The sequence below is a fragment of the Pedobacter miscanthi genome, from assembly GCF_003315595.1.
GTDB lineage: Bacteria > Bacteroidota > Bacteroidia > Sphingobacteriales > Sphingobacteriaceae > Pedobacter > Pedobacter miscanthi.
Genome location: NZ_QNQU01000037.1, coordinates 12,825 through 24,936 on the forward strand (window position 1 = coordinate 12,825; position 12,112 = coordinate 24,936).

The window sequence follows — 12,112 nt, forward strand, 5'->3', positions numbered from 1 at the left end:
AGACCGGCAAAAATGCGCCTTAAATTTAAGGCCATAATTGTTCATTTATCCCCCCTTTAACAATCAACTAAAGTGTATGATTGGAGACGGGCAGGGGATGAAGAGGGATTGTTTTTTTAAAATTTTACTCAGCAAATGTTAAATTTTTATTGAACTATAATTAACTAAACTAAACTTTTTTATGAAAAAACTTGTACAGAGTTTGTTCATATTGCTGTTTGTTGCAACTTCTGCAATGGCGCAAGAAAGAACAATTACAGGGACTGTTACGGGCTCGGAAGATAGATTGCCCCTTCCAGGCGTAAGTGTTAAAATTAATGGTGCTAACGGCGGTACCCAAACCGGTGCAGATGGCAGGTATACACTTAGGGTTCCCAGCAATGTATCCCAAATTGAATTTTCGTACATAGGATATGTGAGGCAAACAAGAACGATTGGAAGCGCAACAGTGATTAATGTTGTTTTGGAAAGCGATTCGAAAACACTTACCGATGTTGTGGTTACCGGTGTGGGGGTAGCTACCCAGAAAAAGTTGGTGCCGATTGATGTTGCAACTTTAGATTCAAAAGATTTTCCCAAAAGTGCAACAACAAATGTAACCCAGGCACTACAGGGGCAGATTGCCGGTGCACAGATTATACAGAGAAGTGGCCAGCCGGGTGCCAACGCACAGATTATCTTACGTGGATTTACCAATCTTGCCAGTTCATCTCCACTGATTCTGATTGATGGGGTGCAGGCAAGTTCGGATCTTTTAACTTCATTGGATCCAAATATCGTTGACCGAATAGAAGTGGTAAAAGGATCTGCAGGAGGTATGTTGTATGGTGCTCAGGGTGGAAATGGTGTAATTCAGGTTTTTACAAAAAAGGGTGCTAAAAACAGTCAATTAATTATTGATTTCGTATCCAGGTATAGTAATGACAGGATTGTGAGGCTGAATGATTTAATTGCAACTAACCATCACTGGGTAACTGATGCAGCTGGAAATATTGTGGCAAGTAACGGTTCTGTTTTGGCACCCAGTGCAATTGGCGTTTGGCCAAATCCAACTGCATTGCCCTTCGGAACGGATAAAACGGTTCAGAATAATAAACCCATTCTTTTGCCAACATACGATCATATCGATCAGGGAAACAGGGTGGCCAATACATTCACCAATTCTTTAACGGTAAGGGGAGGCACTGAAAAGGCCGATTACTCTTTTGGTATGTCAAATCTCTCGCAGCAGGATGTATATAGTAATAATTTTAATAGAACAAACCTAAACTTAAATTTCGGTTTTAGTCCAGTTAAGGGTTTGAATGTCAGATCCTCAACACAATTAATATATTCAAAGGAAGATTTGTTGTCGTCCAACAGGTTTAATTTGGTTAACTCTTTACAGTGGATCGATTTTACCTTCCGCAACCCTACCAATGGTCAGTACGTAGTTAAACCGAGTACCTTGACCGACGGAAACAATCCCCTGGCCGAACGTGAGGCAAGAGAGCGCTATAGTAAAACACCCAGGCTTGTGCAGAACTTTAGCGTAAATTACAAATTGCCTAGGTTTTTAGAATTCGACGTTAAATATGCTCTGGATACACGCCGCTGGGAGCAGGGCGATTTCTACTATAATCAGGTAGGAAGGGCTCAAACCGTTTTTTATGGTTCTGTTATAGAAGGAAGTATTACAAAAGAGTACGAAAATTCTGCTGTACATTACGGTAATGCAAGTGCATTTTTTAGGACGGATTTCGAAAAAGATTTTAAATCAAGCTTACCAATTAAGACTTCTACTCAATTTACCTATGACGCCAGAAAGTTTAAAAGCAATTATTTTTATGCCCAGGGTGTTACGTTGCCGGCCTACCCTCCGTTTACCTTGTCGGCAGCTACAACAAGAACCGGAGGCGAATCTTTTGAGGAGTCGTTGGTATATGGTTTCTTAGCCAACCAAACTATAGAGTATGGAAACCTTTTTGGTGTTTCTGTAGGCTTTAGGTCTGATTATTCTTCTGCCTTTGGCGGACAGGGAAAAGCGGCAACCTTTCCTAGGGGCACCGTTTTCTTCAACCCTTCTGAATTCTTTAAGAGTAAGGATTTAGTATCTAACTGGAAACTGCGTGCTGCATACGGCGAAGCAGGTGTTCAGCCAGGCATTTACGACAGACAGGTAACTTTTAGCAGAGGTAACTTTGGAGAAAGTGGTTCAACGCTTTACACAAGATCAACGGCAAACAATCCGGCTTTGTTAATCCAGAAAACCACCGAGCTGGAGATTGGAACGGACCTTACCTTAACTCCATTGAAGGGAAATTGGTTAAGTAATATGGTATTAAGCGGTACCTACTGGAAAAGAAAATCAGACGATGTTATACAGGAGGCTCCTGCTGCACCATCTACCGGGGCAACTGGCCTTCGAGATAACCTGGTTGGCCTTTCGAGTAACGGATTTGATATTTCACTCGATATCAAAGCTTATAAATCGAGAGATCTGGATTGGAATTTTGGATTTAGGCTAGGTAAATCGAAGACCGAGGTAACAAAAGTATCAAACAATGTACCGATTACAAACGGTGTATTTTACCTGTCGCCCGGAGGTAACCTCGGAGATTTGTACATGCAGCGACCGTTAACCAGTATCGATCAGTTGCGTCCAAATGGAACAAGGTACATTCCTGAAGCGAGTGCTTCGGGTTATGCTGTAGCCAGCAATGGTTATGTGGTTAATTTAGCAAACTATAATGTTGTATTAACCGGTGCTGATGATCTGGCAGTAGTTGGTAATGTTAACCCGGATTTTTCGAGCTCATTTATTAACAGTTTTACACTTTTTAAAAAATTAACCGTAGGGTTCCAGTTCGATTGGGTAAAAGGAGGAGAGGTATATAATCAAACGAGACAATGGATGTATAGAGATAGGCTTCATAAGGACTTTGATGAGCCGATTACCATTGCCGGACAGCAAGGATCTTTTGTTGCATTCTATAATAGTCTTTATAATACCAACACACCGCTTTCACACTTTGTGGAAGACGGCAGTTATGTAAGGCTGAGAGATTTATCGGTTACCTACGATTTAACAAACGTACTTAAACAAAAGTGGCTAAGAACCATTTCGGTTACTGCTACCGGAAGAAATCTTGCCACATGGACTAAATATAAAGGTTTAGATCCCGAAGCAACTTCGGCATTAACAAACCAGGGAGGTACAATTAATGGTATCGGATCATTTACCGGTGTTGATTATTATGGTGCACCTAACCTTAAATCTTTCCAGTTTAGTGTAAACATCGGTTTCTAATTATTTATTACAGAACTTTTAATTTAAATAAAATGAAAAAAATAATAGCTTTTTTTGCAATAGTCCTGCTTTTGACTAATTGTAAAAAATCCGATCTGCAATTGGATGATCCCAATTCGCCTACACCCTCAGGTTCTTTGGCATCGGTAAAAGGGGTTGAGCAATTTGCTTTGGGTATCTGGAATAAATTATATGTTGGTAATAACCTGTTGGTGCATGCAATGAATATGCATAGTTTCATGGGAGATGAGCAATGGTGTTCTGCCGGTAACTGGGGATGGAGGTATGTAAACCAGGTAGACAAAATTACTTTACCAGCACCTTATAATAAAGTTATACCGGGTGTTCTGGTAATCGATCAGCCTACACAGCTCAAAGCTTTAAACAATCTGTCGGCAACCAATGGTTCTCAAACCAATGCCCTGGTTTACGAATGGAATCTTGCATATTTTGTAAACGGACAAGCAAATTTCCTGCTTCAGGCAGTTAATAACCCTGCTGTGGCAATTCCTGCTACAGAAAAGGCTACTTTGCAGGCCTGGGCCTATTGGTGGAAAGGATTTGCATATTCGCGCATAGGCTCGATGTATGTTGCCGGCGTAATAAACGATAAAACTGATGGAAGTACTGAGTCACAGTATAAAACACGCCAGCAGATAATTACAGAAGCAAATGCCAATTTTGATAAGGCCATTGCATTATTAACGCCAGTTGCAGCAAACGATGCTGTATATATTGCAACAATGAATGCCATTATCCCTGCTTTTAACAAACCTACTCCGAATGTTGCCATCACCCCACAAATGTGGATCAGAGGTTGTAATACTTATAAAGCAAGAAATATTCTGGTAAATAAGAAAGTTGCTGAGCTAACGGCTGCTGATTTAACAAATATTAAAACGCTTGCTACTGCAGGTTTGGTTCAGGGAGATATTACATTCCTGTTGGGTATTTCTGCTGTTGCAGCTGAAGGACTTTCTCCAAACAACCAGCAGCATATTTTGCTTTGGAATTCACATGCAAACAATCCCGGCTGGATGTATCCATCTGAGCGCTGGGCACAGGATTTTAAACCGGGCGATCAGCGCTTTGTAAAAGGCGTAAGTACATTGCCCCTTGCGGAAGTTAACAGACAGGCCAGGGGTTACCAGTTTGGTGGCCGTTATTTCTTTACCGCTATCCAGAATGGAGGATATTGGTCAACCAATGCCAGAACAGGTTTTGCTAATTTTGCGGGATCGTGGGAAGAAAACGACCTTATGCTGGCCGAAGTTGAAATCAGAAACAACAATATCGACGCAGGATTATTTTTTGTAGATAAGGTTCGTACGGCAAATGGTGCAGGATTGGCAGCTACAGTGGGAACCGGCCTAAACCAGGTACAGGCTCTTGAAGAACTAAGAAGGGAGCGTAGAATTGCACTCACGCTTAGAGGATTAGCGTTTTATGATGCCAGGCGCTGGGGTGTTACTGCAAAAGCCAGTGCAGGTGGGGGTAGAGCAAACGCTAACGTTGTGATATCAAATACAGAAATTGGTGCAACGCCTGCCGGAAGCTGGACGCTTTTACCCTGCTTTATCGATTATAACTATTGGGACTATTGGGATGTTCCTGTTAGTGAATTTAGTTATAATGCCCCTTCTTCAGGAAGTCCGGCCATAGCAAATTAAACCATCGTATTTTGAAATATTATAAGGCAGCGCAGATTATCTGTAGCTGCCTTTTTTGTTATCTGCAGATATATGAAGAGTATCTCACTACATAAACATAAGCCAGCTGTCAACACAAATTGAAAACAGCAGAAGGCAAAGGTTGAAAGTGATTTATTTAACTATTGATCACGGATTACATAAAGCCGCTGCAAAATCTTTGGTTTTATAAGCTTTTAATAACTTATATGCGGTTTGTATAATTTCCAAAGCCCGGGCATCAGCTTTAACAATCTTCTTATCTTCCATCTGCTGCAAGGGTTTATCATCCTGAATATAATACCGGCGTTCGGTAGTGGTTACCTTGCCTATGGCCGGTCCGCCTACAATTTTTTCATAACTAAAAAAGATCTTGCCCGAATGGTAATAGTATTGGTTAATCCAGCTCCCATCTCCAATACTTCCTGTTTCTATAACTTTAACAATGACATTTCCTTCCTTAAAATAGCTTACCGTTCCATCTTCTACACATCCTTCTGCCTCGTATTTGAATTTTTCACTTTTAAGTGAAAGAGAATTAATCCGGTTATATTCTTCACGGATAGCTTTTACGGCTGAGTTAAGACTACTTGTTTGTACTAATGGTTTGTTGCCCTGCGGATTAACCTGTTTCGTTTGGGCATTCAACTGTAAGGATATGTTTAATGTTAAGATAAGGGAGAGGAGTTGTAATTTCATTTTGTAGATAATTAGCGATTTGAGCGTTCTTTGGAATTTAATAACAGGATTTAAACGGATCAACCCGGTATTTTGTTTGTATGAAATTAAGCCAGGTTCTATGCTGTAAATAAACTTGTAATTTTCAATATAAACAAGGATACTTTGCCTGTAAAATTTGTTATTACAGATGAAATAACCATTGATATAAAAAAAGGACAAGCCATCCGGCTATGTCCTTTTAGTCATTAGTAACCTAAACTGTATTGCTGCAGGACTTCTACAACCTGCAGTTTCTTTTTCTATTTATTAAAGACAGATAAACCGTCTTGCAAGAATTTTTTGTAATTGGCTACCTCATAATCTGCACCCTGGGGCTGTGTTAACAAAGCCTCCGTTTTAGGATCCAGCAGCACATAAAAAGGCTGGGAGTTCGCCTGGAATTTTCTGGCCTGCAGATCGCTCCATTTTTTGCCTATGGTATTTAGTTTTTTTCCTTCGGGTGTAATCACTATATCTTCGGGGGCCAATTCCGATTTATCATCAACATACAACTGGATAAGTACATAATCATTGCTGATCATTTTGTACACTTCCTGATCCGGCCATACATTGTTTTCCATTTTTCTGCAGTTCACGCAGGCATGTCCGGTAAAATCGATGAGTACGGGTTTATTCAGCTTTTTAGCTGCCATTATACCTTCGTTATAATCAAAATAGGTATTCAGCTTTAATTTTGGATGAAATTTATCGGCATATTTATGTGGGCCATCGTTTGCTATTGTTGTTTTTCCGGCCAATAAGCTGGTAGTATACAGGTCGAAATCCTGTGTTTCCTGCGGCGGTAAAAAAGCCGATATGCTGCGTAAAGGAGCACCCCAAAGGCCCGGTATAAGATAAACCGTAAAAGCTAATATTATGGTTGCAAGGAAAAGTCGTGGTACCGAAATAAAACTCAGTGGGCTATCGTGCGAAAACCTGAGCTTACCGAGCAGGTAAATGCCCATCATGCCGAAAATTACGATCCACAGGCTTAAAAATATCTCCCTATCAAACCATTCCCAGTGGTAGGCGAGGTCTACATTGCTTAAAAATTTTAAGGCAAAGGCCAGTTCGAGGAAACCCAGCACAACTTTAACACTGTTTAACCAACCGCCCGATTTTGGCAGCTTGTTCATAGCCGATGGGAAAAGCGCAAACAATGCAAAAGGAATAGCCAGTGCCAGCGAAAAGCCGAACATGCCTATCGCCGGGCCTAACAAAGCACCTGTTGTTGCCGCCTGTACCAGCAAGGTGCCAATAATGGGGCCGGTGCACGAGAAAGATACCAAAGCCAGCGTGCCAGCCATAAAAAATAAGCCGGCAATACCGCCTTTGTCTGAGTTGGCATCCATTTTATTTACCCACGAAGAGGGCAGGGTAATTTCGAAAGCCCCTAAAAAAGAAGCAGCGAAAGCTACCAGCAACAGGAAAAAGAAAAAATTAAAGATGCCGTTTGTAGAAAGGCTGTTCAGTGCATCGGCACCGAAAATGATGGTTACCAGCAAACCGAGTACGACATAAATAAGGATAATGAAAAAGCCATACAATGCAGCCCGTCTAAATGCTTTTCCTTTTTCAGCTCCTTTGGTGAAAAAACTTACGGTTAAAGGCAGCATCGGAAAAATGCATGGCATCAACAGGGCTGCCAAACCGCCCACAAAACCTGCAATAAAAATTCCCCATAAGGTTTTGTGGGCTTCTTTGGTTTGGATTACTGTTTTTTGAAGAACGGCAGGCGTTTTTGCAACAGAATCGTTTTTTTTAACGGTGTTGCTAACGGTTTCAGGTTTAATTTCGGTAAAAGTAAGGTTGCTGGTATCGGCGCTGTTCTGTGCATATCCACTTAAGGATATGGCACAAAGCAACAGCAACCCGAGACAGATTTTCTTAAAGGATATCATACGCTCTGTTCCGCTTATTTTACAGGAATGTTAAAATCTACCTGTTCTGGTGGCAAACATTGTTTATCATCACATACCATAAATTCTACACTGCCTTTAACAGTTGCGGTTTTACCTTTCAGCTTTATTTTTTGCTGAAACATGACCGATTTTTCGAAATAACTTACATTCATTTTAAAGGTAGATTCGTATTTGGTAACTGCTTTTGGCTCGGTTGTCGTACCAACCAAACCGTATGTGCCCGATGATGGGAAAGTAAAGGTTGTTTTAACCGGCCCGCCTTCTTTAACAAATTGCGAATACAGGTGCCAACCCTGATCTATGGTAGCTTTAATAAATACTGTTGCTGTTGTTGCTCCTGTTTTTTTTGCAGCATAACTCCAGGTTACGGGTTTTAAGATTTGGCTATGTGCCGCAAGATTGGCCAGGCAAATGGCAAAGACTAAAAAAGTGATTTTTTTCATGTTATAGTTTGTTTGTTTATAGTGGTTGGTTAATGTAATCTGCTAAAAGCCTGGTAATCGATAAAATCTACTTCTGGCGTAATGTAGCCTGTTTTAACAGGCTCTTCCCTCATCAGATCGGTGCTGAGGTATTTTTTGTTGCTATCCGAAAATATGGTGACTACACAACTCTGTGTGCCCATTTTTTGTTGCTGTTTTATGGCTCCGATTACGTTTGCACCCGATGATATGCCTACAGCGAGGCCCAGCTTTGAAGCCAGTTTCTGTGCCATCAATATCGCATCCCCGTCGTTCACCTGTACAACTTCGTCCAGTTCCTTTAGCTTAACAATGTCGGGTATAAATTCGTCAGAAATTCCCTGTATACGGTGGCTGCCAACTTTGTAACCGGTAGTTAAGGTTGGCGATTCAGCCGGCTCCAGCGGATGGATCTTAATGTCTGCATTCTGCTTTCTTAAGAAATTTCCAACGCCCATAATTGTTCCGCCTGTACCCACCCCGGCAACAAAAGCATCAGGTGTGAGGTTTTTTAACCGTAGCTGTTCCCAAATCTCTTTTCCAGTGGTTTGTTCGTGAGCTTCAGGGTTGGCGAGGTTTTCGAACTGTTTAGGTAAGAAAATATCAGGGTTATGGCTGGCCATAAATTCGGCCAGTTTAATGCTGCCGATAAATCCGCCTTCCTCTTTGCTCACCAGGATAATTTCGGCCCCCAGGCTTTTAATAATATCCATGCGCTCTTTACTCAGCCAGTTGGGCATAATGATGGTTACCGGATGCCCAAGCGCCTTACCAATGGCTGCAAAAGCAATACCCGTATTACCGCTGGTAGCCTCAACAATTCTATCTCCTGCTTTGATCTTACCTTCGGTATAAGCTTTTTGTAAGGTATAAAGCGCCATCCGGTCTTTAATGCTGCCGGTTAAATTATAATGCTCGCATTTCACATAAATTAATCCTTTTTTGCCTTGATAGATATAAGAAAGCTCGAGCATTGGGGTATTGCCGATGAGCATCGAAAGATGCTCAAACTTATCCTGAAACACAGTTTGATAACTAACCATTGACATTATATTTTAAACCTCAATCATTTTGTGATTAATTACGGTAAAAGTCTATAATGTATATTGTTTTATCAATACAAGCGTTTATTTCCATAAATTTTCTGCTATATTGCACAATAATTGCAATAATTTTCAGATTGATACTGTTTTAGCAGCATCAATTATAATTTTTTTCAACCCATTAAAAATGATACAGGGCGATTTAGACAAGGTAGATATACAGATATTAAAGCTTTTACAGCAGGATGCATCTTTTACCAACAAAGAAATTGCACTAAAGCTTCATAAATCTATCGCAACCGTGCACGAGCGGATCAGGCGTTTAAAGGAACAGGGGTATATTAAAAAGATTGTTGCCATCCTCGACCGTAAGAAGATAGACCGTAACCTGATCGCATTTTCGCATGTTCTGCTTAAAGAGCATACCGCGGCCACGCTGGTTAAATTTGAAACAGAAGTTTCGAAATTCCCTGAAGTGATGGAATGTTTGCAGATGACTGGTGCACACGATTTTATACTCCGGATAGCTACCCGGGATATGGACACCTACCATGAATTTTTACGCAATAAACTGGCTACCTTACCCAATATTACCACGGTACAGAGTTATTTTGTGCTATCGGAACCCAAAAGTGAAACTGCCTATCCGATTTAGAATCTATATATTATCATAAAATCCCAACCGTTTATAATACTCTTTATCATGCGTATAACGATACGGATGAAATTCTATGTATGCCGAATACTTTAAACTATTTTTGCTGTTCTACCAATGGCTTGGCATAATTATCCATCATTATGATTGCTTTATGCATTTTTAACCTCCATTTTAAGTGATAATTTAAGGTAACCAAATTTAAACCCTTATCATGAGTGCTGTTTCTGCAAAGTGGATTTCAAAATGTTTTCCTGAGCAGAGCCTAAGTAGTTTTTCCTTTTTAAGGACACCACCTTAAGTACCAGATCTCATAAATTACATCTGCATACCTATAACAGAGCTATTATATTTAATTAACCCTTAAACAACCAAATTATGTTAAAAAAATCACTTTTAGTAATTTTACTGCTGCTTAATATTTCAGTGGCGCTAAATGCAAAATCCGGAATACCGGCAGTTAAGAACCATGCTTTTTTTGCCTGTACTTTTACACCGAACAATTCGAATCTTTCTTATACTTACGGGCCAACTTCTTTCAGTTTAACCAATGTAAATTATGCTGCCACCTATTTTGGCAGCAATCCTTATTCGCAGGGTCAATGGGAAGTTGGTGTGGTAATCGGTTCTCTTGCCTGCCATCCTTCTACTTATATATATGGTAGAAAATTGCAAACCGACGGACGCCTGATGGAAACCGGGATTACGGCTTCGGGTTATGTGGTAATTAAATGGGTTTCAGGTCCACCAATGCCATCTAGCGGCCCGGTAAATTATGCTGTAGATATGAGTAATGTAAATATTTCGAGCACCGGAGGTTAGGCATCCATCATTCCATTATGTTATTCCTGATATAGGTATAAAAAAACCGCTTTGATTATTAAATTCAAAGCGGTTTTTTTATTTGGTAAATGAATTTGGCTTAGTTAATTGCAAAATATTCCCATCCCGAAGCGGTTGCACGGGTACAGGTCATGGCCTGGGTGCCATTTTCGCTCGAAATAAATTTGCCATTATTGCCCCTTAAAGCCACTTTTCCATCTGCTGCAACAACCCAGTCGAATTTTTCCCAGTCGCCTATAGTTGGCCGGTTGCAGGTAATGGCTTGTGTTCCGTTTTCAGAAGATACATATTTACCCATGCTCCTTAGTGCTACTTTGCCACCGCCGGCATCTATAACGGTAAAGCGCTCGGTTGATGTAGCTGTAGTAGTGGTACAGGTCATGGCGGCAGCACCATTCTGTCCGCTCACATACTTATTGTTAAAACCTTTAAGCGAAATTACAGTACCAAATGGGATACTTGGGCCTCCGTTGTTTACACGGCCAACAAGCGTATCATAGATGGCAGTTAATAATGAATTGCTACCTGTGGCATCTGCATTAAGATCCCAGATCATGATGCCGCCTGCCTGGTCGTAAGCCAGATTTGCTTTACTTTTAATGGTAGGAATACCGTTGTAACCTACATTTCCGAAAGTATCAGAATTCGGACTTCCGCCCTGGGCCAGAATATCTTTATAATCAACATAAGAATTAGATGACCGGCCATAGAAAGGCACACCTAGTGTTGTTTTTGCGACCGAAAGTCCGCGGCCCTGCCAGTAATTGATAGAACCTGCAGCATAACTATAAGTAGAGTGATTGGCGCCACCACCATCATAAGCCATCAGGTTAAGAAAGTCTACCGCATTGAAAACAGCATTTTGGATACTTGCCCCGCCTTCCGAAACTACGGCTGCGGTTAGTAACTTTCCGTTATTATGAAGCTGTGTGCTTAACTGTTGCATCAGGAGCGTAAAATTATTAGCCGAAGCACCAGTATTTGGATATTCCCAGTCAATATCAACCCCGTCGAGGTTATACTGGTTTACCAAGCCCATAATGTTATTAACGAAATTAGTGCGATAGGTCGAATTTGCCGCAAACGCTTCGAAAGCACTATCGTCACCGTTGTTCCATCCGCCAACAGCAATGGATACTTTTACACCTGCGGCATGGCCCGAACTCACCAGACTCTGCAATTTAGATGGATTAGGCAAAGCCTGCAATCCGCCGGTTGAAGTTGGCAGAATAAAAGCATAATTTACATGTGTAAGTTTGCTGAACTGGATCTGGTTAACTGCACCCGCCCAGGAAGGCATATAACCAACTACCCTAAACGATGAACCCGGAATAAGTTCGGTAGTGGCTACTTCTTTTTTAGGCTCATTAAACAATTCCTGTTCTGGATTCATTTCCGATTTTTTACAGGAATAAAGAACGGTTAAGGCCAGCAGGGTGCCGAGCCATGTTTTTGTTGCATTTCTCATAAGATTTAATTAATTGGTTAGTG

At 40.9% G+C, this 12,112-nt stretch carries 9 protein-coding genes; 4 read left to right on the forward strand and 5 right to left on the reverse strand.

The features are described from left to right. Nucleotides 1-181: 181 nt before the first annotated feature. Together DRW42_RS26630 and DRW42_RS26635 are read left to right on the forward strand one after the other, a co-directional pair. A complete protein-coding gene (locus tag DRW42_RS26630) occupies nt 182-3,289 on the forward strand; it encodes a SusC/RagA family TonB-linked outer membrane protein (protein ID WP_113951902.1) in 3,108 nt (1,035 codons plus the stop codon). Between the two features lie 32 nt (nt 3,290-3,321). Then, nucleotides 3,322-4,959: a RagB/SusD family nutrient uptake outer membrane protein gene (locus tag DRW42_RS26635; RefSeq protein WP_113951903.1), complete on the forward strand. Its 1,638-nt coding sequence runs from the start codon at nt 3,322-3,324 to the stop codon at nt 4,957-4,959. Nucleotides 4,960-5,127: 168 nt separating this feature from the next. Here DRW42_RS26635 and DRW42_RS26640 read toward each other — a convergent pair whose 3' ends face one another. The 4 genes from DRW42_RS26640 to DRW42_RS26655 form a co-directional block, all read right to left on the reverse strand. Next, on the reverse strand, nt 5,128-5,676 hold the full coding sequence (locus tag DRW42_RS26640) for a hypothetical protein (protein ID WP_147243820.1): 549 nt from the start codon (nt 5,674-5,676) through the stop codon (nt 5,128-5,130). Between the two features lie 281 nt (nt 5,677-5,957). Next, nucleotides 5,958-7,598, reverse strand: a complete 1,641-nt coding sequence (locus DRW42_RS26645; protein ID WP_113951905.1) for a protein-disulfide reductase DsbD family protein — start codon at nt 7,596-7,598, stop codon at nt 5,958-5,960. A 14-nt stretch (nt 7,599-7,612) separates the two neighbouring features. Continuing rightward, nucleotides 7,613-8,062: a protein-disulfide reductase DsbD domain-containing protein gene (locus tag DRW42_RS26650; protein WP_113951906.1), complete on the reverse strand. Its 450-nt coding sequence runs from the start codon at nt 8,060-8,062 to the stop codon at nt 7,613-7,615. A gap of 29 nt (nt 8,063-8,091) precedes the next feature. Next, nucleotides 8,092-9,123, reverse strand: coding sequence for a PLP-dependent cysteine synthase family protein (locus DRW42_RS26655; protein ID WP_244215375.1), 1,032 nt, complete (start codon nt 9,121-9,123; stop codon nt 8,092-8,094). A gap of 187 nt (nt 9,124-9,310) precedes the next feature. Between DRW42_RS26655 and DRW42_RS26660 the strand changes: the two genes are divergently transcribed. After that, the gene (locus DRW42_RS26660; protein ID WP_113951924.1) at nt 9,311-9,778 is read left to right on the forward strand and encodes an Lrp/AsnC family transcriptional regulator; all 468 of its coding nucleotides are present in this window, start codon (nt 9,311-9,313) and stop codon (nt 9,776-9,778) included. A gap of 378 nt (nt 9,779-10,156) precedes the next feature. Then, nucleotides 10,157-10,600 (forward strand): hypothetical protein, encoded by a 444-nt coding sequence (locus DRW42_RS26665; protein ID WP_113951908.1) that lies wholly within the window; start codon nt 10,157-10,159, stop codon nt 10,598-10,600. A gap of 100 nt (nt 10,601-10,700) precedes the next feature. On the opposite strand, the gene DRW42_RS29130 is transcribed toward DRW42_RS26665, so the two are convergent. Beyond that, nucleotides 10,701-12,089, reverse strand: coding sequence for a glycosyl hydrolase family 18 protein (locus DRW42_RS29130; RefSeq protein ID WP_208643654.1), 1,389 nt, complete (start codon nt 12,087-12,089; stop codon nt 10,701-10,703). Between the last annotated feature and the right edge of the window lie 23 nt (nt 12,090-12,112).

Excerpts from the sequence above, each read along its gene's own strand:
- DRW42_RS26630 (WP_113951902.1), top strand. The coding sequence starts at position 182 with ATGAAAAAACTTGTACAGAGTTTGTTCATATTGCTGTTTGTTGCAACT.
- DRW42_RS26635 (WP_113951903.1), top strand. The coding sequence starts at position 3,322 with ATGAAAAAAATAATAGCTTTTTTTGCAATAGTCCTGCTTTTGACTAAT.
- DRW42_RS26640 (WP_147243820.1), bottom strand. The coding sequence starts at position 5,676 with ATGAAATTACAACTCCTCTCCCTTATCTTAACATTAAACATATCCTTA.
- DRW42_RS26645 (WP_113951905.1), bottom strand. The coding sequence starts at position 7,598 with ATGATATCCTTTAAGAAAATCTGTCTCGGGTTGCTGTTGCTTTGTGCC.
- DRW42_RS26650 (WP_113951906.1), bottom strand. The coding sequence starts at position 8,062 with ATGAAAAAAATCACTTTTTTAGTCTTTGCCATTTGCCTGGCCAATCTT.
- DRW42_RS26655 (WP_244215375.1), bottom strand. The coding sequence starts at position 9,123 with ATGGTTAGTTATCAAACTGTGTTTCAGGATAAGTTTGAGCATCTTTCG.
- DRW42_RS26660 (WP_113951924.1), top strand. The coding sequence starts at position 9,311 with ATGATACAGGGCGATTTAGACAAGGTAGATATACAGATATTAAAGCTT.
- DRW42_RS26665 (WP_113951908.1), top strand. The coding sequence starts at position 10,157 with ATGTTAAAAAAATCACTTTTAGTAATTTTACTGCTGCTTAATATTTCA.
- DRW42_RS29130 (WP_208643654.1), bottom strand. The coding sequence starts at position 12,089 with ATGAGAAATGCAACAAAAACATGGCTCGGCACCCTGCTGGCCTTAACC.